Raw genomic sequence first — 21,991 nt, 5'->3', positions numbered from 1 at the left:
CCGTGCAAGCTGCGCGTCATCGTCCAACACGTTGTGCGTTTGCACACAGTTCAGGTGCTCGCAGAGTAATCGCAAAGCTGAGCCCAATCACGACCAAGGCATTGACAAGCATGGCCACGAGGCCCGGCACGCACTGCGGCATATGGACGGCCAGCCATTCGCGCGACGCCGGTGCCAGCAGAATAAACAGCCCTGTAAGCAGCCCCGCCAGTACGGCCACAGCCTGCGTTCGCCGCCACGCAAGGCCCAGATATACACCGGGAGCAAGCATACCGATCGCCGAATACGCCTCCAGCAGGACCTCGAATAGCGAATCGCGCTGTCGCAATGACAGCCACGCCGCCAGCGCGGCAATGACCACCATCGCAAGACGCGAGACACGTAAGGCCGCGCGGGACGACTCCCCGGTTGTCCAACGTGCTGCGATATTGCGCGTGAAGATCGAACCCGCCGCGAGCAGCAACAAGGTGCCGGGGACCAGCGCTAGCAGAATGCAGGTGGCGGTGAACAGGCCGGCCAGCCACGGCGGATATCGAGCGACGATAAATTGCGGGAGCGCCGCATTGAGATCCCCGCCAGCGGGCGTCGTACCGGCGACGAGTGCGCCGAGACCTAACATAATGATGAAGAAATACGCGAGTGCATAAACAGGCTGTAACGCGGCATTGCGCCGGATCAGTTGCGGATCGCGAACCGCATAGAACATCTGGAACAAATGCGGGAACATCCAGTTCGCAAGACCGATTTCCAGCGCTGCCGTCATGAACCACCATGACGTAGTCGATGCACCCGGTTCGCGCCCCGGCAATACCGTGATGCCCGGAGCCCGTTCTCGAGCCAGCGCGAACACGTCGGCAAGCGAGTGTGCCCCTACGTTGCGAGCCAGCGGCACGCATAACATCACTACGACGGCCAGCATCAATACATCTTTGATTGCCGCAGCAACTGCGGCAGGACGCAGCCCGTGGAACACCCCGAACAGCACCATCAGTGCGGCCGCGCCGATCATTGCCACGTCGCGCGGCACGCGTGAGCCGAACGCGATGTCGACAACAAGGCTCAGCGCAACCAGTTGGATCTGGATATAGATGACGATGCCGACGATCCCGACACCCGCGACCACGCCGCCGAGCCATGGCGCACGATAGCGCGACGAGAAGAAGTCCGCCTGAGTAACGAGACCCGCGCGACGCCCCGCTGACCAAATACCCGGCCCAAGCAGGTACGCAAGCGCATAGCTCACCGACACGGAACTGAAGGCGATGTACGCGGGCGCCCCGGATGCCCATGCCATACCCGAAACTCCGAGTACTGCAAAGGTGGTGTACATCTCGCCGGCGTTCATGAACCAGAACAGCACCGGCCCGATCATCCGGCTACCGACCGCCCAATCGGTGAAACTGGTGGCACGATGGTCACGCCCATAAATCGTCGCAGCGACGAGAGTCAGCGCGACGACCGCCGCGATCACCGCGGCCATGGTCTCACGCGGGCTCAATGCACCACTCCTTCGCCTCTCTCGCGCGCATCGACTCGGCAGTCGATCGCGTAGACGAGCCCGAGCACGCCGCCGCTGAGCAGCGTCGCCAGCATTTGCCAGAACAAGGGGAAAGGAATGCCGAATGGCTCTAGCGTACTTGCATTTGCAAGTGGCATGAGGCCCGCGTGAAAAACGAACGGAAGCACTAGCATGGCCCGATGAGGGCGCCGGCGTAGAGTCATGAATATCGGGCAAGCGTCACGAAGAACACTGACCGCGTGGAATCGCGGCTGCTTTTGCTTCGCGCGCAACCACTCGGGTCGCTGCGTTTAGCAGCGGCCGATTATCGCACAGGCTTTCCGATATTCAATTTACGGACTGGGAGGCGTCACCGAAAGAATGACCTCGGTTTGCTGGTCGGAACAATTACAGTAACGGTGCGGCAAGCGGGCGTCGAACGACACGCTCTCACCCGCCAGCAGATCGTAGTTCACGCCGCCGATTTCGGCCCTCAAAACACCAGCCACGACGTACGCGCATTCGGACGACGGGTGCCCGCGCGGCTCTGCCGCCGACTCCTGCCCAGGTTCGAGTACGGCGCGCAAGACCTCGAGCTGACCGTTGCCCCCCGTCAGACGTTCGTAGCTGACACGGCCTTTTGCGGCCATTAGCACGGTGCGGCTGCCTGGCTTGCTGACCCACACCGATGGCAAAGCTGGATCCGCGAACAGCGACGCAATCGACTGGCCGAACACACCTGCCAGCCGGCGCATTGTTTCCAGGCTGGGGTCTGTTACGGACCTCTCCACCTGGCTCAACAAGGTAGGCGAAACGTCAGCCAGACGTGCAAGCTCCCGCAGCGACATGCCGTGTTCAGAACGCAGTTCCCTGAGTCTCTCTCCAATCATTTCATATCCCATACGCAACCGAAAGATGGTTCGGTGCGACGAGTCTATGTGTTGCTGGACTGCACGTCAAGCAACGTTTTCCCCGCACCCAATAGTTACGCGCCAAGGCTCCTCCATTCCACGGCGGGCAATTAGAGCCCGGCCCGAGCGTTCTTCGTGCAGCGTGCGCCATATGCAGGACCGCAATACTGCTAATCACCACGCTTTTCGATGTGCAGTCGCAATGCACAAGCATCGGAAGTCTTTGAGCCATCAATGTAATTTCGGGCAACGTGGGGTGGATGCAGCCAGTCCTCCGCTGTCCGGTGCAACACGCTAGCGGTCCAGCGGGACGCGAGCCCACCTGCGAAGGACGCAATCTGTGTCGCGCCGTGCGCCGAATGTCTCATAGCAGGGCTCGCCATGATCGTCATCGCGGCCGGTTCAGGCGATGCAGGCACCGCGGCGTGTGCTTGTACGGCGTGGACGCCCTGAAAATCGGAATCCGCACTGGACAGAAACGCTCGTTCGAAAGTCGGCACGCGATAGCGTACAAAACCGCGCGAGCATTCTGCTATCAGCCGGGACTGGTTGACCAGCCGTCCGATCGCAGCCGCCACACAATCCGGTGGACACGGGCGCGCGCAAGCCTGGAGTTCGCCCTGCACCGCCGCTTCGGCAGCCATCGCGCACGCGTCGGTCAATGTGAAGTCACCGCGCCACGCGGCGAATCGCTTCAGCAAAGTTCGCTCCGGATCGGCAAGCAGATCGCGCTGCCACTCGATCAGCATACGCAGAGACGAGTGGCGCTCCACCGGCACGCGACGGGACAGATCCAGCAGTTGTCGCGGCTGCTGCGCAAGCGCGCAAAGGCCACCGACACCGAACGCCTCAACGTGCCCTGCAAGCAGTTCAATGACGAACGGAGAGCCCTCGATGTGCCGGCAAAGGTCCGCAAGCAGTGGGACCTCGCTATCGTCGAGACGGAAATCATGACGTCGCGCGACCGCGTGGTCGACGAACATTCGCAACGCTGGAGATGCGCTCAGCGCGGCGTGATCCAAGGTTCCCGCGTCTGGTACCGAGAGTCCTCCGATCCGGAAGACATGCTCTCCTTCCGCGCGCAATGCCTCGCGACTCGAGATCAGGAACGCGCCCCGCGCGCCCACACTCAGACTGCGCTCGACGATATGCGCCACCATATCGGTCACCCGCTCGCAACTGTCGATCAGTAGTAGCGCTTGTTGGGTGGCGAGCTGCAACGCTATGTCGTCGGCTGACGCACGCGACGATAGGGGTAATCCGCACGAAGCCGCAATTGCATCGCGCACATCGGCAAGCGTAGCGGCTTCAGAAAGGTCGACAAACCGCGCGCCGCCCGCAAAGGTGTCCTGAAGTTGGCGCGCGACCTCAACAGCAAGCCGAGTCTTGCCGATGCCGCCGGGGCCCGATACGGTCACGAAACGCCGCAGCACAAGCGTTTCCGCAACCCGCCGTACATCCGTGTCGCGGCCGTGCAACTTATCAGCGTAGGCCGGCAGCCGCCTGGCGAGCATGGTGTCGCCAGGCTCTTGTGTCAAGGCGTGCGTAACCGGCGCAATGAACCGGTAACCGCGGCCTGGGACAGTCGCCAGCATATTCTGCCCCTCCCCGCTGTCCCCCAAGGCGAGTCGAAGCGCCGCAATTTGTCCGCGCAGATTGCTTTCGTCCACAACGGTAGTCGGCCACACGACTTCAATTAGTTCGCGCTTACTCACGACCTCGCCCGCCCGGCGAATCAGCGCGAGGAGCAGATCGAATGCACGTCCGCCAAGCGCGACCACCGTGTCGTCGCGATAAAGACGAAATTGCTGTGAGTCGAGGCGATAAGAACCGAAGAAATAGCAAGCGCCAACTGATGTCATCGCAAAGTCCCTAACAGGAAGAGCAAAAGCTCGATGACGTCAGTGTGCGCAACAACGGATTGTCCTGCCTGGGGAAACATCGCTACGCATTTCTTGGGCAACGCGAACAATCGCATGGGACCACAGCACGCGAATTCACAATGATTAACTTGGGTAGTAGGCGGTTGCTCGTCCAGACTGGCAGCATCGACTCACCATGCAGGAACTACCGGAAACCACCATGAACCTCGACGAAACGCTCGACCAACGCGTGCGCAATGCTTACGACGACATTCACGACCTCAGTCAATACTCACTGCGCGTGACACATCGCCGCGATCGTGCCTCCTCACGCCATATGACAGTCGTGCCCATCGCAGCGGTATGTGCGTGGTCGCTACTGGAAACGCGATGGGAATTGAGCCCGGCGGACGGCTCGATGTTGATGCTCGCCTTGGCTGTGGCCAAACTGATACTGCTCTGCTCGGGAGTCGCAGCCATACTCGACGTGCCCAATGCTCGCCCGCTGTTCGTCTTTCTTTGCGGCGCGAGCCTGATGGCGGTCGCCTCAGCGCTGCCGTTCGAATACACCGCATCGCGCGAACTGTTTGGCCTGTCGCTGATCGAGTGTCTGTTGAAAGCAGCCGTCGTTGGGCTCTATGCATTCCGCCGCCCACAGCGCCGCTGAATGCGATAAAAGTACACCGGAGATGTCAAAGCTTCGGCAATACCATGCCGCGCTGCACCGCCGGTCGCTGACCGATGCGTTCAAGCCAGGCCCGTACCGACGGTTTCGTCTCGAGCATCGGCAGCACATACTCCTGCATCAGCGTAGTCGCAGTGACGGTCCAGGGATACGCGGCAATGTCCGCGATCGTGTATTCGTCTCGGGACAAATACATATGTTTCTGCAATTGACGGTCCATCACTCCGAATAGCCGGTTAGCCTCTTCACGAAACCGTTCGATGGCAATCGGCAGCCTTTCGGGCGATCGCACGCCGAAAAATCCTAACTGACCCAACATTGGGCCGAGCCCACCGACCTGCCAGTTCAACCATGACAGCGTCCGGTAGCGCTGAGCGCCGGTGGGAGCCAAATACTGGCCACTCAGGTCTGCCAGATACGTCAGAATCGCGCCACTTTCGAAGAGCACCAGCGGTCCGCCTTCGGCATCCTCATCGACAATCGCCGGGATCTTGTTGTTGGGCGAGACTTCGAGAAACGCAGGTGCGAACTGCTCGCCTGCCGACAGATCGACAGGATGAATCCGGTATTGCAAGCCCAGCTCCTCGAGCATGATCGTAATCTTGCGACCATTCGAAGTTGTCCACGTATATAGGGTAATCATTTCACAAACTCCGGTATGACGGACGGCCATCAGGCCGCCCGCGAGTGTCGTGATTCAGTCGCCGCTCAATCGCTTGCGGACGAACACGATCGCCAGCGCCGCGCTACCCGCAAGGAACGCGGCAAATACCGTGGCAGCCGCTGCCATCCCGATAGCGTCCACCAGATAGCCCGTTCCGACTGCAAACGCACCTGCCGGAACATATGCACCGAAGTTCAGAATCGAATTGGCTTCCGCGCGCCGATCGTCTCGCACATGTGTGCCGATCAGCGTCAGGCCGCCCAGTTGTCCAAGTCCCTGCCCAGCTCCGGCAAGTACCGCCGAAGCGATTTGCAGCACCGCTATCGACAGGTTGGCGGCAAGTGCGAGAGAAACCATGGATGCAATGCTTGCCAATGCACCAAGCACGAGAATCGTCCTCACATGGAGACTACGCACCGCGAACTGCACGGCTGTCGCCGACAGGAACATCAGGCAGACCATGCCGCCCGCCACCAGCGGACTATGAACGTGCAGCAGCCGCGAGAGCAGCGAGGGGCCGAGCGCCGCCACGAACGTCGTCGCCGAAAGTCCAGGAGCGAATACTGCTACGCCCAGTGCAAGATGGATCCGGTTTTCTGCCGGCACTGACGGTAGATGCATCGCCCCTACGACCGCCGCAGGACGCGCCAGCGGCAACAGCGCCGCTACCGCGAGACCACTAGCAAGCACGACCCCGAGCAACGCATAAGTCCCACTGACCGGGTGGACGGAATACTGCGCGAAAATACCCGCCAGCAGCGGACCGAGACCCGCTCCGAGAACCATCGCGACGGATGCCGCGAGCGAAGCAAGGCGTCGACGCGCCGGACCGCCGACATCGACGACGCTCGCCATCCCGGCCGACACGATCACGCCCACGGAGATGCCCGTCAACAGACGCGCAATCCCCAACGTGACGACCGAAGACGCTGTCGCAAACAGCACGCACGCGACTAGTGCCGTGAGCAACCCCGGAATGAGCACGGGCTTGCGGCCGACGCGGTCCGACAATTGTCCCGCCACCAGCAGCGCAACGAGCAAGCCTACAATGTAGGCTGCGAAGACCAGCGTCAGCGTGCCGGACGAAAAGCCGAGTCGCTGCTGCCAATGCACATACAGTGGCGTCGCCGAGTTCGACAGCATGAATACCGCAGTGACCATCCAGGCGGCGGACCACATGCGCCGTACGGGATGCGTTTCGGGGACGGCGCGCGCACTGCGCGCCTCAGCAACACCGCTTGTCATCACAAACTCCATCGGAAGGGTAAGAACCCGGCGCGCCCAACCCTAAGCGGACACGCCGGCGAGCGAAGCTTTACTTACGGCTCGACGTGTAGATATGCACATGCTCCGCGCGGTGAACCGGGCCGAACTCGAGCGGCACCCAAGCGTATCCATCGCCCTCGATCCGCACACGGCCCATACCCGGGAACGGCAGATGGGCTGCACTGACGATCTCTCCGGTGGATGCCGCTTCGGCGAGAATCGCCCGGCGCGTTGCGACCGATGCCGTGGTGTCGACGTCGAATTCGATAGCGATCTCCGGCCGTGCGAATTGCAGCGCCTGGTTATGGATCGCATCCCCCCACGTGAAGAAGCGCTCGCCCTCCGACGTGAACACGAAACCGGTATGGCCCGGCGTATGTCCCGGCAACGGCATCGACCGGACACCCGGCGCGAGCATGTCGCCCGCTTCAAACGTCTTGAAACGACCTGCTTCGATATACGGGGCAACCGAGCGGCGGGCGATCTTCGTCACCTGAGCCACGGCATCCGGCGCGCGGAGTTGCGGATCATCGCTCAGCCAGAAGTCGGCTTCACGCTTGGCAACGTAGATATCGGCATTCGGAAAGGCCCGCGAGCCGTCGGCCGCAATCAAGCCAGCGACGTGATCCGCGTGCAGGTGGGTCATCAGTACCGTGTCGATCTGCGACGGTTGATAGCCCGACGCGATCAGGTTGCGTTCGACCCAGCCGAGGCTTTCACCGAACGTATCGGCCGCGCCGGTATCGACAAGGATCAGGTTCGAGCCCGTGTTCACTACATAGATGTTTCCCGAGCCCTGAATGGCCGGTGCATTGATATACATCTTCTGCAATAGCGCCTGGATCTCGCTATCCGGGGCATGCATGAACAGGTTCCGGTCGAAATCGACATAGCCGTCATAGAGCGCGGTGATTTCGAAATCCCCAACCGCGATCCGGTAATAGCCCGGCACCTGGGTGTTGATCTTGGAAGGTACGGGTGCGTCGATCGAGCGGGTCAGAATGTTGGTCATGGTACTTCTCCTTGATGATAAACGAGGCACGAAACGATGCGTTTCGGCACATGGATGTAGAAAGGAAACGTGATGGCGGTAAGCGCTACACGTCAGAATTCCTGCACTGTCGGGCGCACGATGATGTCGTTGATGTCGACGTCGGCCGGCTGCGAAATCGCGTATTCGATTGCACGCGCAATGGTGTCGCTCGGAATCGCGACTTTGTAGAACTGCTCGAGGCCTTCAGAACTCGCTTCATGCGATGTGCCCAACTTGAGCTCGGTTTCGATTGCGCCAGGGGAAATCGTCGTCGTACGGATCGAGCCGCCGACCTCTTGACGCAAACCCTCCGAGATCGCCCGTACCGCGAATTTCGTCCCACTGTAGACCGTGCCACCCGGTGCGAACACCTTATGTCCGGCGATCGATGCGACGTTGATGAAGTGGCCGCTGCCCTGCTTCTGGAAAACCGGCAGTGCCGCAGCGATGCCGTACAGCACACCCTTGATGTTGATGTCGATCATGCGATCCCATTCGTCGACCTTTACATCGCTGAGCGGTGCAATCGACATCAGACCGGCGTTATTGATAAGCACGTCGAGACGGCCGAATCTCTCGATAGCGAAACGGGTGAGTGCTTCCACATCGGCGCGGGACGTCACGTCGGCTGCGAAGGCTTCCGCGGTCCCGCCGGCGGTGCGAATCTCTTGCGCGAGCGATGTGAGCCGCTCGACACGGCGCGCTGCAAGTACAACGCGCGCGCCATTTTTCGCGAGACGCCGTGCGGTCGCCTCGCCAATGCCGCTGCTCGCGCCGGTGATGACGACTACCTTGATGTCGATGCTGCTTTCCATGATTGAAATCCTGTCCGATGAAATGCGTTGGAAGTGCAACCGATGCGCGATGTGCCGCACACCCTGAACTGAGCAAACGACCTGTTTCGCGGTGTGTCGAAACGTGTTTGCATGGATTGCATTCTGGTCGCGCGGACCGGGACGCGCCAATTAGATCGCCCAGACCGATTGATTAGGCACGGTTATGGATAGCCGCCACGTTCGCATAGGCGCTCAGGTTCACGTTCCTCCAGGCGAAAAAAATGCGCCGACCAGGTCGACGCATCACTCTCTGCGGCTACTACAAAGCCATCTCACATAGGCGGCGCGACCCCGTCTTTTTCGACGACCACATTGCGAGCCTCCAGCTTTCCATCGCTAGCTGGCGCCGCAATGACGAATACCTTCTTACCCGCGACGAGGTCAGCCGGCGAAGCTGGCACCAACGTGACGATCGGTACGGTCGGCGGCACGGTAATCTGATTCGATCCGCCTTTATAGGAAAGCTTCAGTTCGCGTCCGCTGGTGCCTGTTACCACGGTGTCGACATTCGCGTTCGTCATCGTGCTGTTCGCCCCAAGATCCCATCCGTAATGTCCCTCGCCAGTTCCGCGCGCCGCTTCGGGAAAGACGACGACCTCCAGCGCGGTCATCTTGCCGTCAACGCCAGTCTTCGACGCAACGCCTACATACGAGCCGGGCTTGATGTCGGCAAGCGCCACGGGTTTGACCGTTAGCACCGGCTGCGCCGGCTTGAGGCTGATCGCAACAGTGTCGCCGCTACGCCGATGCACCGTGAGCGCGTCTGACGTTGCGGATACGATGTCACCGCGGATACGCGCCGGAGCACCTGCACCTTGTGCGAAAGCGGCGGGCGCGATTGATGTCGTCACGATAGACGCCAGCGTCAGTGCCGCCATGACGACGCTCCTGTTTTGTTTCTTCATCTCTTGCTCCAGAAAAACTGCGCACAGCGCAGCAAACAGTGAAATTCACGAACCGCCGAACCAGTTATAACCCTGGTTTTCCCAGTAACCACCCGGATAGGTGTTGGTCACCGAAATCGCCACGATATGTTTCGGGTTCTTGTAGCCCAATTTGGTCGGCATGCGCAGCTTCATGGGAAATCCGTACTTCGGCGGCAATGTCTGGCCGTCATAGCCGAGCGTCAGCAGCGTCTGCGGATGCAACGCAGTCGGCATGTCAATGCTGGTGGAATAGTTGTCGGCACATTCGAAGGCGACGTACTTCGCTGACATGTCCGCGCCCGCGCGTGCCAGAAACTGCGAAAACGGGATGCCGTCCCAACGGCCGATCGCGCTCCAACCCTCAATGCAGATGTGACGCGTGATCTGACTCATTTGTGGCAACATGCGGAGCTCGGCGAGAGTCCACTGCGTCTTGCCGCTAATCAGGCCTCGTACTTCCAGCTTGTATGTCGCTCCATCGATCTGCGGCACGTCGTCGATATCGTAAAAGGCATTGAACGGAAATGGCCGCGTAATCATCGCTTCGGAATACGTGGGCGCTAGTCTGCGCGGATCGAACAGCCAGTCTTGCATCCTGTCGTTAAACCGGGAGATGTTGCGCAGCATCGCGTCGACTGATCGTTCATCGGTGAGGCTACAACCGGATAGCAGCGCTAGGCCACCCAGAGTCAAAATGCGTTTGCCAAGCGCACGGCGCAGCGGGTCGGCCATTTCACGGCTGACGTCCTTGATAATCGACTGTGCGTCGAGCGCTGGCTTGCGTTTATCACGCACGATAGAGGCCATCGGTTACTTTCCTCGAATCATCGTCAACAAGGACCGAGGCACGATCGCGACCATCACGACATGGACGGCAACGAATCCGACCAAAGTCACCATTGCAAAAAAATGTACAACCCGTGCATCATCGAAACCACCGAGCAGATCGCGCAGGAAAGGAAGTTGCACCGGCTTCCAGAGGGCGAGCCCCGAGGCAATCAGCAGCGATAGATCGAATAGCACGAACAGGTAGGCGAGCTTCTGCACCGCGTTGTAGCGTGATAGATCGTCATGAGAGAGCCTGGCGGTAAGCGCGGCACGCAAGTCAGTCCATATGCTCGCCGGTGTGAGCGGGAAGAAGCGTCGCCGCCAGCGTCGAGTTAGCGTATTAGCGATGATATATAAAGCCAGATTCAACGCGAGCAGCCACATCGCCGCGAAATGCCAGAGCAACGCGCCGCCAAGCCATCGGCCAAGCGTAATCGATGCGGGGAAACGGATCTGTCCAAAGATAGGCGACGCGTTGTACACCTGCCAGCCGCTTGTGACCATCATCACGACGGCGATCAGGTTGATCCAATGCCAGATTCGCAACCACAACGGGTGAATAGCGACGCGATGCGTCATGCAGCCTCTCCTTTCTCTCCATGGCGTTGCCTGCAACGCGAGATCGACGCGGCGGCACACCATCAACCGGTGTGCCGCCCGCGGCTTGCATGCAACTCAAGGCGTGCGCGCGCCGTGTCAATCGAAGTTCGTCGCTGAGGCGACCGGTTCCCAGGCAGTCACTTCCTGGCTGAACGTATCGAGCTTGCAGCGGATAAACGCGAGCGCGTCCGTCCCCAAGGGCAGATGGACCGGCGGCTTCGGCGAATCCACCAATGTCAGGATGGCCGATGCTGCCTTGGCCGGATCTCCCGGCTGCTTGCCGCTGCGTTCCGCACGAGCTTTCCGCAACGGTGCGAAGAGCGGCTCATAGTCCGCAATGCTTGCGCTGCCCCGGTTCATCGAGCGTCCAGCCCATTCGGTGCGGAATGCGCCAGGCTCCACCGCCGTCACCCTGATGCCGAGGTCCGCCACCTCCTTTGACAGCGCCTCACTAATCCCTTCGAGCGCAAACTTGCTTCCGTGATAGACGCCGAGACCGGGAAACGTGACGATCCCGCCCATCGAGGTGATATTCACAATATGGCCGCTGCGTCGCGCCCGCATATACGGCAAGACCGCCTGAATCGCCGACACGGCGCCGAATACGTTGACGTCGAACTGCTTGCGGTATTCATCGAGCGGCGTTTCCTCGATCGTGCCTTCATGACCATAGCCCGCGTTGTTGACCAGCACGTCGACCGGGCCGAAACTTTCTTCGACCAGAGCCACTGCCCGGCGTACGTCATCATGCCGCGTCACGTCAAGCCGCACACCGAGCGACAGCCCCGGCTTAAGGGCATCGAATGCCGCGCGTTGTTCTTCGCTGCGCAGTGTTCCGGCCACACGGTCCCCGCGCTCAAGTGCCGCTTCAGCAAGCGCCCGCCCAAAACCACTACTTACGCCCGTAATAAACCAGGTTTTCATCTCACTTCTCCTGTGGAATCCGCGCGGACTAGGCTCCGCGCGACAGGGGCAGTGTCGTCGAACGGCCGTGCAGCTCCCAATTCGAAATGACCGTAGTGCTGATAAGCGGCTCTAATCGGCACGAAAGCCTTGTCCAGCAAGGCTCACGCCCTCACCCTCAGGGTTGGGCCGTTGCCTTGCGAAGCTTCGTGACCTCGGCGGCATCGACTGCGGGAGCGCGGTTGTTCCAGTTGCCGCGCACGAACGTCAGGACGTCGGCGATCTGCTGATCGTCCAGCACCGGGTGATAGAGCGGCATCGGATAGGCGGCCTGCAGACCGCCGATCATCAGTGGCCCGGTTCCGTTCAGCGTCACATTGATAAGCGAAAGAGGGTTGGGTTCGAGCACATTCGGATTACCCGCGAGCGGCGCTAGCCAAGGGGCGGCTCCTCGCCCGTCGGCCCCATGGCAATGCAGGCAATACGTCGTGTAGATCGTGGCGCCAGGATGGCCCGCCGGCCGACGCAGCAGGCCCGCAGTATTCTTCAGATCGGTCGCATCGGGCTTATAGGGCTTCCATGGCGGGCCTTCTTCCGCCCGCGCCGCTGGCAGCGATTTGATGTAGTGCGCTATCGCCCGCGAATCGACATCGTTCAGCGCCTGCGTACTGTTGTTGATCACATCGGTCATCGATCCGAAGGCGGTGGCATGTGCGTTTGCACCGGTGCGCAGGAATACGCTCAGATCCTCTTCACTCCACCGGCCAAGGCCCGTGTTCGTATTGCCGGTGAGATTCGACGCGAACCAGTTGTCGACCGCGGCGCCGCTTAGGAATGCATGTCCGCCGTCATCGCTTGCCTTTTCCTGGAACGCGATCCCGCGCGGCGTATGGCATGCGCCGCAATGGCCGAGGCCCTGCACCAGGTAGGCGCCACGATTCCATGAGGCGTCCTTGTCCGGACGCGACTCATACGGCTTATTGTCGAGAAAGACCATGTTCCAGAATTTCAGCGGCCAGCGCATGTTCAGCGGCCACGGAATGTTGGAGACAATGTTGGGTTGAGCGACGGGTGCGACGCCCCGCATGAAATACGCGTACAGCGCCTTCATATCGGCATCGCCGACTTTGGCATACGACGGGTAGGGCATCGCGGGATACAGGTTGTGGCCGTCTTTCGCAACACCTTCGCGCACCGCGCGGATGAAATCCGCCTCGCTGTACGTTCCTATTCCGTGTTTCGCGTCTGGTGTGATATTGGTCGAATAGATACGACCCATCGGCGTCGCCATCGGCAGGCCACCCGCAAACGGTTTGCCTCCCGGCGCCGAGTGGCAGGCAATGCAATCTCCCGCTTTAGCCAGATAGGCTCCTCGCGTCACGAGGCCCCCGTCGCCCTGTGAAAAGGCGGACGTCGAAAAGAGCGCGATGCCGAACACATAGAGAAAGGTCGGCACAGCGCGACGCATCGCCCGGATAAAAGTTGAATTCAATCTGGTTCTCCTCACGCGGACTCTGAGGTCTGCAACTGATTGCCCACCGGCAGGCGTCGCACCCGCCGCCCACTAGCCGCGAAAATCGCGTTGACAAGCGCCGGAGCGACGGCGGCCGTACCTGGCTCACCCATGCCACCCGGCGCTTCGCTGCTGGCGACAATATGCGTGTCGATATGCGGTGCTTCGTTGATGCGCATGACGCGATAGTCGTTGAAATTGCTCTGCTCCACGCGGCCGTTCGAGAAAGTGATCTGGTTGAACAGCGCGGCGCTGAGACCGAAAATTGCGCCGCCTTCCACCTGCGCCTGGACCGTGTCGGGATTCACCACCTGTCCGCAATCGACGGCACACACAACCCGTTCCACCCGCACTTCGCCGTTGTCCACCGAAACCTGGACGACCATGCAGAAGAAACTGCCGAACGCATTCATCACCGACACGCCGCGCCCTTTTCCCGCCGGCAAAGGGCTGCCCCAGTCTGCCGCCCGTGTCGCGACATCGAGCACATGCAGCAAGCGCGGCGAACGGCCGAGCAGCGCGCGTCGGTACGTGACTGGGTCGGTCTTGGTTTCGTGCGCCAGTTCGTCGATGAAACCCTCGACGACGAACGTACTGCGCGTCGGCCCGACGCCCCGCCAGAATGCTGTTGGCACACCTCGTGGCTCCTGCCGCACGTAGTCGACGAGTTGCGCGGGAATGTCATACGGCAGCGTGTCTGCGACCTCCACCGCGTCGGGATCCAGCCCGTTCTTGAACCAGGCCGGCGCCCAGCGCGCGACAATGGAAGACCCGGTGATCCGGTGAGTCCACCCGGCCGGTTTTCCGGACGAATTCAGCGCAGCGGCAATGCGGTCGTAGTAATACGGCCTATACATGTCGTGCTGAATGTCTTCTTCACGTGTCCACAGTACTTTCACCGGAGCGTTGACCTGCTGCGCAATCCTGACCGCCTGCATCAGGACATCGACCTCCAGCCTGCGTCCGAAGCCCCCACCAAGCAGAGCGTTATGCAGGACGATCTGACCAGGCGGAAGGCCGGTGATTTTCGCTGCGGCATCCACGACACGAGTGGGCACCTGCGTGCCGCACCATATTTCGCAGCGGCCATCGTGCAGATGCACGGTGCAGTTCATCGGCTCCATCGTCGCGTGCGCGAGGAACGGCAATTCATATACCGCATCGATCTTGCGAGATGCCTGGCTGAATGCGGTCGCCACGTCGCCGGCCTTGCGAGCCACCGCGCCCGGCCGTTGCGACGCGCGCTGCAGATCACCAACCAGCGTCTTGGTCGTCATCAGGGCGTTCGGGCCTGGATTCCATTCGATCGCCAGCGCACTAGCCCCTGTTTTGGCTGCCCACGTATGCGTACCGATGGCCGCGACCGCGTTGTCGAGCCTGACGATCTGGCTTACACCCGGCACCGCCCGCGCCACCCTGTCGTCGACCCGCGCAAGAGAGCCGCCAATTACTGGGCAATTGACCACCACTGCGTACACCATGCCGGGCAGTTGGGCGTCGATACCAAACCGGGCGACGCCATTCAACTTCTCCGGAGAGTCGAGCCGCTTCACCGGTTTGCCGATGATGGTGAACGCCGACGGTGACTTCAGCACGATCGACTTCGCCAGATCGGGCGTCATCGCCAGCGAAGCAGCGCACTCGACCAGTTGACCGTATGTCAAGGTGCGGTTACTCGCCACATGCCGCACCACTGCGTCGCGTGCGACGCAACCCGCAGAATCGACGCCCCATGCCTGCGCTGCCGCATGCAGCAGCAGTGTTCTGCCAACCGCCCCGGCTCGCCGCATCGGCTCCCACATGGCCCGCATCGATGTCGACCCGCCCGTGACTTGCATGCCAAGCAGCCCGTCCGCGTATAACGCGGCGTCGGGTGGTGCGTGCTGGAGCGTGACGTTATCGAGCGGCACTTCCAGTTCTTCGGCAATCAGCATCGGGATTGACGTGTAAACGCCCTGGCCCATTTCGACCTTCGGTACAACGATAAACACGTGCCCTTCCCGATCGATCCTGATAAATGCGTTCGGCGCTAAGTCACCTCCCGGCGCGGGTACCCGACCGTCTCCACCTATGACGCTGCCGGCGGAGCGAATCGCCGCGTTGATGCCGCCGCTTGCGGTTGCCTCGGACGCGCTGTTTGCTTTGAAACTCACGCCGAGCAGCAAGCCGCCGCCCGCAGCAACCCCCACGCTCACGCCAAGCTGCAGGAAATCGCGCCGGCTGAACGATCGCTTGTCCAACAGTCGCGTGGTCATATCAAGCGCCCTTTGCTGCTTGCTTGATCGCCGCACGAATTCGCACATAAGTTCCACAACGACAGATATTTCCGGCCATGGCTGCGTCGATGTCGGCGTCGCTAGGCGCTGGGTTCGATGCAATCAGTGCAGCCGCGGACATAATCTGGCCGGATTGGCAATAGCCGCATTGCACGACGTCGATGTCGAGCCATGCCTTCTGAACCTTCTGACCGGCCGGCGTCGCGCCGATCGCCTCGATCGTCGTAATCCGCCGGCCGCCGACCGCCGCGACCGGCGTCACGCAGGAGCGGGCCGGCTCGCCATCGAGATGCACGGTGCAGGCTCCGCACTGAGCAATCCCGCAGCCGAACTTCGTGCCGGTCAGTCCGACGATGTCGCGTATGACCCAAAGAAGCGGCATTTCCGGTGGAGCATCGACGACGTGCTTCTGCGCGTTAATGGTTAGTTCAATCATGGTCGGTTTCGTCGCCTGAAGTGTTTAGAAAGGATGTTTGCCGCGACCTGCACGCGTCGGCCGGATCATCCCAGGATGAGTCCGCGTGTACGCGCAATCAGCACCGCTTGCGTGCGACTCGACGCTTTAAGCTTGTCGAATGCACTGGATACGTGTTTCTTGACGGTGGCCTCGCAGATTGCCGCGCGCGCGGCAATCTGCTTGTTCGAATGGCCAAGCGCCACGCGTTGCAAGATGTCGAGCTCGCGCAACGTGAGCCTCGGTTGCTCGACTCGCGATGCCAGCTTCGCCGCAACTTGATCGGGAGGTGCGTAATACTCGCCACGCGCGACAGTCTCCAGGCAGTCCAGAAGCGTCTCGAGCGATGCTTCCTTCAACAGATACGCGCGAGCGCCGGCATTGAGTCCACGATAGATGTCCTCCTCACCGTCGAACGTCGTCAGAATCACGATCCGCGACTGCGGGTCGATTCGACGAATCTGCTGGATCACCTGTACGCCGCCATAGTGCGGCATCCGTAAATCAGTCAGCACGATCTGCGGGCGATGGATACGGAATTGAGCAACCGCCTGGACACCGTCGTCGGCCTGAGCAATCACGTGAAACCGGCCCGTCGACTCGAGCAACGCGGCGATACCGGCGCGGACCACGCGATGATCGTCGGCCAGCAAGACAGTAATGGCTGTCGACGCAGTCATCACCGGGCCTCATCCGAGCTGGGCACCGTCATCGTGATGCGTGTGCCTCGTCCCGGGCCGCTAATCACGTCGAGTTGAGCTCCGATCAGATCGGCACGCTCATGCAAGCCGAGAAGACCGAATCCGGAAACGGGCTGGGACATGTCGAATCCGCGCCCGTCGTCCCTGACCTCGACCAGCAGGCCAGCGCTGCTGTCGACGATCGTGCATTCCAGCGTGTCAGCCTGCGCGTGCCGCATCGCGTTCGTTGCGGCTTCGGACACGATCATCGCGATCTCATGAACGACGTAAGTGGATAGAAATAGCAGCTCATGCGGCGTGTCGAAGTACACGGACGTGCACGTTGCGCGGGCGACGCTGAGAGCGAGACACTCCCTGACGAGTCGTATCAAATCACATGTGCCGTCGGCACCGCACCCGGGGAGTGCCATCGGGGGGTCGCGCAGCTGACGCATGAAATCGTTCAGTTGCCGCAGCGCGCTCGATGCCGCAGCGAGTGCTTCGTGAACAGGGTCGCTCTCTTGCGTACCGGCATCCTGGCACCGTCCTGTTTGCAGCGCCTTCATGGAGGCCACGCGCAATTGCACGACGACACCGGTCAGCCCTTGCGCGAACGTGTCATGAACGTCTCGCGCGATCCGCGAACGGTCTGCCTGGAGCGCGCCAGCAATGAGTGCCTGCGTCCTCAGATCCGTCAGGGGCGAGGCAGCCGCCCGTGCACGGTCGATCGCGCGCCCGTCGTTCTTCGCAAAGTCGCTGATCGACTCGCGCCCGAACGAACGCAACGTCCGATCGAGAGACGGCCAGACAGGCTCCGCGCCGTCGTCCTGCACGATGGAATGACTCATGACTGCTCCCCTGTCAGTCCGACTGCGCGGACAATGAAACGCTTTCCCAAGCGGTGATTTCGGCTTTCAGCGCGGCTATTTTTTCCCGCACCCATTGCACGGCGTTCTCTCCTAGCAGCAAATGAGCGGGCGCGGCGCCGGTCCTGAGCGCCGCGAGCAATGCGCGCGCTGCGCGGCCTGGATCAAGCAGATGAGACTCCGTCACGGGCACCGCCCGCGATGCGCCGAGTGCCCATGCATAGTCCGCGAGAAGGGTCGACGTCTGCGTTCGTGCCGGGACGCCCGACGAGAAGTCCACGGTGACCGGGTTGCCTGAAGCCGCGGGGTTTGAATCGCCGGTTGATGGCTCGTTCGACCGTCCGTACCCTGGCTGCAAGCCGCCTATCTCGACAGCAGTCACGTCGATTCCGAGCAGTTTCAATTCCTTGCGCAGACTCTCTGTGAGCCCTTCGAGCGCAAAGCGGCTTGCGTGGGAGAAGCCGAAACCCGGGAGTCCGACCAACCCGCCGATCGTCGTCACATTCACGATCTGGCCGGCGCGGCGTCGCCGCATCTGTGGCAGAATCGCCTGAATCAGAATCGTCGGCGCAATCAGGTTGACCGCCAGTTGGTGCTCCAGGGCCTCGATCGGCGATTCTTCAACCGTTCCTGCATGCAGGCAGCCTGCGTTGTTGACCAGCACGGTGATTGGCCCTGCCTCGAGTTCGATCCGTTCGACGAGCAGTGCGATTGCGCCTTGATCGGCCAGGTCGAGCAGATAACCGTGCGTTTGTCCCGGAGCCAGCGCCTCGAAGGCCAATCGCGCGGCTTCGTTACGTACGGTGCCGGCTACTCGGAATCCCTCCTCGAGCGCCGCCTGTGCGAGTGCACGGCCAAAGCAGGAATTAGCTCCGGTGATTAGAATGGTCCCGCTCTGCGACATCATGCCGAAGCTCCCTATGATTCCCACTAGGCCGATTCGGCTGACTTACCGGCGACTCGAGGACTTGCTGCGAGTATGCGCATCACCCGGGGAGCCACCAAAGTGAATCGTCGTGAATTTATGTGAGAGAGCGACAGAAAATTGCATCCAGACATGCGTAAGCCTTTCTGAAGTGCTAAAACGGTTCAACGGCATTTCGCCGCCACCAGTCAATCCGACATCGATGTATCCGTCTGATATCTGTTTTGCATTCGGCGTATTTCGCCTCTTTCCTGCACAGCAAAGATTGCTGCGCAATGGCACGCCCGTCGCTGTCGGCGGCCGCGCCATGGATATCCTTTTGGCACTAGTCGAACAGGCCGGACAGGTGGTGGACAGGGAAACGCTGACTAACCGGGCATGGCCCACCACCGTAGTGGAGGACAGCAATCTCCGGGCGCAAGTCGCCGCCTTGCGGCGTGCACTGGGCGACACTGGCAGCCGGCAACAAGGCTCCCAACCGCTGATTGCAACCGTGTCGGGGCGTGGTTACCGGTTCACGGGGGTTGTAAGTCGCGATAGCGGCACTACGGCAACCGCTCTACCGGTGGCGATGGAACTTTTACGGGCAGAAACGTCGCCGCCCTCCAGCGTCGCCCGAATCCAGGGCAACCTGCCAGTGCGCCTCACACGCATGGTCGGCCGCACGGAAGCGGTGTTCGCTATTGCAGGCAAGTTGCGCGATCGCCGCTTTGTCACCATCACCGGAGCCGGCGGCATCGGCAAGACGACGGTCGCGCTGGCCGTCGCGTCGAGCTTGGCCGGCTCTTATCCCGACGGCGTGTTCCATGTCGACTTCGCACCTCTGGCCGACCCTCGCCTGCTGCCGGGGGCGCTGGCCGCGGCACTTGGAATCGCACCAGGTAACGCAGCACCGGAAGTCGCGATCGGTCACTACGTCGAGAACCGGCGGATGCTGATCGTGTTCGATTGCTGCGAGCATGTGCTCGATGCGTCGTCGTTTCTTGCCGAATCCCTGCTCAAACAGTCGCCCGGCTTGTATCTGATAGCAACAAGCCGTGAACCGTTACGCGCCGATGGCGAGCAGGTCTACCGGCTCGCGCCGCTAACGTCGCCCCCGCCCGACGTCGAGCCGTCTGCGGAACAGGCATTGGCTTATCCCGCCGTGCAACTGTTCGTCGAGCGCGTCACCGCCAACCACCACCAGTTCGAACTCACCGACCCGGAAGCGCCGCTCGTGGCGGATATTTGCAGGCGCCTGGACGGCATCGCGCTGGCGATCGAGCTAGGTGCCGGCCGCGTCGATGCGTTCGGCATTCACGGGCTTGCCACGCTGCTCGATGACCGGTTCCGCTTGCTGATGCTTGGCCGCCGCACTGCGTCGCCGCGCCATCGAACGCTCGCGGCCATGCTCGACTGGAGCTATCAGTCGCTGCCGGAACGGCAGCAAGTGCTGTTGCGTCGTCTTGCATTGTTTCCGGGCACATTCGCCTTCGATGCCGTGCGCGCGGTAGCGGGCTCGACGGTTGACGAAGGAGGGCTGATCTTCCTGCTCGCCGACCTTGTGGGAAAGTCGCTGGTTTCCGCTGACACCGCCGGCCCGGTCCCACGCTACAGGTTGTTGCACATCACGCGGGCCTATGCCCTGGATCGGCTGAACGACGCCGGGGAGACACGCGAGGTCGGCAGGTTCGCGGCGCGGCATCTACTGACCCTGTTGAAGCAGCATGCACCCACGGCGGGGAAAGAGGTGAATGGCAGTGCCGCGCATGGTAGCCCAATCGCATGGGAAATCGACAACGTTCGGGCCATGCTGGCCTTGGCCTGGTCCGACGATGCTGATGCGTCGCTCGCGCTCGAACTCACCGCCGCTACCGTTCCATTGTGGTCAACGCTGTTTCTCTTCGGCGAGTGTTCGCGCTGGGTGGATCGGGCGCTCGCAACGGATCCGCACACGACACTCGCCCGCTCCAGTCTGGACTCTGGGCTTCAGCTTGAACTATGGCGCGCACGCGCGGCCGCACTGACGCACCGCGACGGAGGCGGCGAAACCATGCGCGCCGCGTGGCAGGAGGTGTTCGTCCGCGCTGAGCAGATCAACGACATGGAGCGACAGGTCCAGGCGTTGTGGGGAGTATGGGCCGCACAGCGAAATGCCGGCGACTATGGTTCAGCTTTTGAAACAGCGCGTCACGCCGCTTTGCTGGCTGCCCATACCGGCAACGCCGCGCATGTGGCGCTGAGCGACCGGATCCTGGGAACGACTCATATGTACAGAGGCGAACTCGAGGAAGCGCGGTCGCGCCTGAAGTCCTCGATCGAGTATTACTCGACTGTCGAGCCGGTGAAGCGGATAGGCGAGCTGCTGCAATTCGACCAGCTCGTCGTTGCTCGTGCGTTCGATGCACAGGTTCTCATGTTGCAAGGCGATATGGAGGAAGCGCTGGCCGCAGCCGCGAGCAATCTCGACGACGCGCTGGCAACCAACCATCTCCCTACAGTCCTCTATGCCCTAGCGTACGGCGCCTGCCCGGTTGCCTTGTACACCGGCAACGCAGAAATCGCCGAGCGGTACGTAACCATGCTCCTACACGATACTTCCCAAGTCGGCCTCGAAGCGTGGCATGAAGTCGCACAGTTGTTCGCTGGTATGCTCGCCGTACTGCGGGATGGTCCGACTGCCGGGTTGCCGGTGCTCAAAGCAGCTCTCGAAGCCGTCGCGCCGATCGGCCAAGGGCCGGCATATTCGCTTGCGCAGATGGCATACTGCGACGCGTTGACCCGCTCCGGCGACGTGGCGAATGCTCGCATCGCGGTTGACGCCGCGCTTAAGCGCGCATCGGGCTGTGACGAAGCGTGGACGATGCCAGAGCTTCTTCGTATCAAGAGCGAGGTTCTGTTTCAAGATCCAGCACTGCATCCCGAAGTCGCACGCGCTGCCGCTGAAGCCCGCCTGTTGCGCGCTCTTGCTATCGCTCGCCGCAACGGCGCAGAGCTCTGGGCCAGGCGGTGCGCCGAAAGTTTGATCCGGCTCGCACACGCGCGCGAACCGTCGGCATTGCCACTGACGGACAACGAATCCTGACAAATTAGCGAAGCACGCTTCCTTCTTCGTCCGAACCGATCAGTCGAGCTGGCCTGCCTTCTGACCCGGCAGACCCCATTACTTCGACTGATGCCACGCGTCGCGGCATTCTCCACGCTATATCCGTATCGCGCGGGATCCGCCTGCCGTACCGATACTTATCAGTACCAGTCGCGTTTCTAATTGGCCCAGTGTACTGCG

Annotated in this window: 20 protein-coding genes; 2 read left to right on the top strand and 18 right to left on the bottom strand. The window is 61.4% G+C overall.

The window, feature by feature from the left end; translation table 11 throughout:
* Positions 1-16: 16 nt before the first annotated feature.
* The 4 genes from HDG32_RS14310 to HDG32_RS14295 all read right to left on the bottom strand — a co-directional run bounded on the left by HDG32_RS14310 (position 17) and on the right by HDG32_RS14295 (position 4,271).
* Positions 17-1,498 (bottom strand): sodium:solute symporter, encoded by a 1,482-nt coding sequence (locus HDG32_RS14310; RefSeq protein WP_221307732.1) that lies wholly within the window; start codon positions 1,496-1,498, stop codon positions 17-19.
* Positions 1,495-1,692, bottom strand: coding sequence for a DUF3311 domain-containing protein (locus tag HDG32_RS14305; protein ID WP_260336454.1), 198 nt, complete (start codon positions 1,690-1,692; stop codon positions 1,495-1,497). The genes HDG32_RS14310 and HDG32_RS14305 overlap by 4 nt, the downstream gene beginning before the upstream one ends.
* Before the next feature lie 159 nt (positions 1,693-1,851).
* Complete coding sequence (locus HDG32_RS14300; RefSeq protein ID WP_184068079.1) at positions 1,852-2,388, bottom strand: cupin domain-containing protein; 537 nt, start codon at positions 2,386-2,388, stop codon at positions 1,852-1,854.
* 191 nt (positions 2,389-2,579) lie between these two features.
* Entirely contained in the window at positions 2,580-4,271 is a 1,692-nt protein-coding gene (locus HDG32_RS14295) for a winged helix-turn-helix domain-containing protein (protein ID WP_184067910.1), read from the bottom strand.
* 220 nt (positions 4,272-4,491) lie between these two features.
* Here HDG32_RS14295 and HDG32_RS14290 point away from each other — a divergent pair, with 220 nt between their 5' ends.
* A complete protein-coding gene (locus tag HDG32_RS14290; RefSeq protein ID WP_184067906.1) occupies positions 4,492-4,938 on the top strand; it encodes a hypothetical protein in 447 nt (148 codons plus the stop codon).
* A gap of 25 nt (positions 4,939-4,963) precedes the next feature.
* Here the strand turns inward: HDG32_RS14290 and HDG32_RS14285 are convergent, their stop codons facing one another.
* From HDG32_RS14285 to HDG32_RS14220, 14 genes are all read right to left on the bottom strand, one after another.
* A complete protein-coding gene (locus HDG32_RS14285; RefSeq protein WP_184067902.1) occupies positions 4,964-5,599 on the bottom strand; it encodes a glutathione S-transferase family protein in 636 nt (211 codons plus the stop codon).
* A 54-nt stretch (positions 5,600-5,653) separates the two neighbouring features.
* Complete coding sequence (locus HDG32_RS14280; protein WP_221307731.1) at positions 5,654-6,865, bottom strand: MFS transporter; 1,212 nt, start codon at positions 6,863-6,865, stop codon at positions 5,654-5,656.
* Positions 6,866-6,935: 70 nt separating this feature from the next.
* Complete coding sequence (locus tag HDG32_RS14275; protein WP_184067899.1) at positions 6,936-7,898, bottom strand: MBL fold metallo-hydrolase; 963 nt, start codon at positions 7,896-7,898, stop codon at positions 6,936-6,938.
* Positions 7,899-7,990: 92 nt separating this feature from the next.
* Positions 7,991-8,734 carry an SDR family oxidoreductase gene (locus tag HDG32_RS14270; RefSeq protein WP_184067897.1) on the bottom strand — a complete coding sequence of 248 codons (744 nt, stop codon included), beginning with the start codon at positions 8,732-8,734 and terminating at the stop codon, positions 7,991-7,993.
* Between the two features lie 293 nt (positions 8,735-9,027).
* Positions 9,028-9,660, bottom strand: a complete 633-nt coding sequence (locus HDG32_RS14265) for a hypothetical protein (RefSeq protein ID WP_260336453.1) — start codon at positions 9,658-9,660, stop codon at positions 9,028-9,030.
* A 45-nt stretch (positions 9,661-9,705) separates the two neighbouring features.
* Positions 9,706-10,488, bottom strand: a complete 783-nt coding sequence (locus HDG32_RS14260) for a molybdopterin-dependent oxidoreductase (RefSeq protein ID WP_184067894.1) — start codon at positions 10,486-10,488, stop codon at positions 9,706-9,708.
* Between the two features lie 3 nt (positions 10,489-10,491).
* Entirely contained in the window at positions 10,492-11,088 is a 597-nt protein-coding gene (locus tag HDG32_RS14255; RefSeq protein ID WP_184067891.1) for a cytochrome b/b6 domain-containing protein, read from the bottom strand.
* Positions 11,089-11,205: 117 nt separating this feature from the next.
* Positions 11,206-12,033: an oxidoreductase gene (locus HDG32_RS14250; protein ID WP_184067888.1), complete on the bottom strand. Its 828-nt coding sequence runs from the start codon at positions 12,031-12,033 to the stop codon at positions 11,206-11,208.
* A 157-nt stretch (positions 12,034-12,190) separates the two neighbouring features.
* Complete coding sequence (locus HDG32_RS14245; RefSeq protein WP_409340031.1) at positions 12,191-13,519, bottom strand: c-type cytochrome; 1,329 nt, start codon at positions 13,517-13,519, stop codon at positions 12,191-12,193.
* Complete coding sequence (locus tag HDG32_RS14240) at positions 13,516-15,780, bottom strand: xanthine dehydrogenase family protein molybdopterin-binding subunit (protein ID WP_184067885.1); 2,265 nt, start codon at positions 15,778-15,780, stop codon at positions 13,516-13,518. Before HDG32_RS14240 ends, HDG32_RS14245 begins: the two co-directional genes overlap by 4 nt.
* 1 nt (position 15,781) lies before the next feature.
* Positions 15,782-16,237, bottom strand: coding sequence for a (2Fe-2S)-binding protein (locus HDG32_RS14235; protein ID WP_184067882.1), 456 nt, complete (start codon positions 16,235-16,237; stop codon positions 15,782-15,784).
* 65 nt (positions 16,238-16,302) lie between these two features.
* Positions 16,303-16,935 (bottom strand): response regulator transcription factor, encoded by a 633-nt coding sequence (locus tag HDG32_RS14230; protein WP_184067880.1) that lies wholly within the window; start codon positions 16,933-16,935, stop codon positions 16,303-16,305.
* Positions 16,935-17,768, bottom strand: coding sequence for an ATP-binding protein (locus HDG32_RS14225; protein WP_184067877.1), 834 nt, complete (start codon positions 17,766-17,768; stop codon positions 16,935-16,937). Before HDG32_RS14225 ends, HDG32_RS14230 begins: the two co-directional genes overlap by 1 nt.
* 28 nt (positions 17,769-17,796) lie before the next feature.
* Positions 17,797-18,708, bottom strand: a complete 912-nt coding sequence (locus HDG32_RS14220) for an SDR family NAD(P)-dependent oxidoreductase (RefSeq protein WP_260336451.1) — start codon at positions 18,706-18,708, stop codon at positions 17,797-17,799.
* A gap of 169 nt (positions 18,709-18,877) precedes the next feature.
* Here HDG32_RS14220 and HDG32_RS14215 point away from each other — a divergent pair, with 169 nt between their 5' ends.
* Positions 18,878-21,790, top strand: coding sequence for a winged helix-turn-helix domain-containing protein (locus HDG32_RS14215; RefSeq protein ID WP_184067874.1), 2,913 nt, complete (start codon positions 18,878-18,880; stop codon positions 21,788-21,790).
* Positions 21,791-21,991: the final 201 nt, after the last annotated feature.

The organism is Paraburkholderia sp. CI2, from assembly GCF_014201055.1.
GTDB classification, from domain to species: Bacteria; Pseudomonadota; Gammaproteobacteria; order Burkholderiales; family Burkholderiaceae; genus Paraburkholderia; species Paraburkholderia tuberum.
This window is presented reverse-complemented; position numbering and strand designations above follow the sequence as displayed.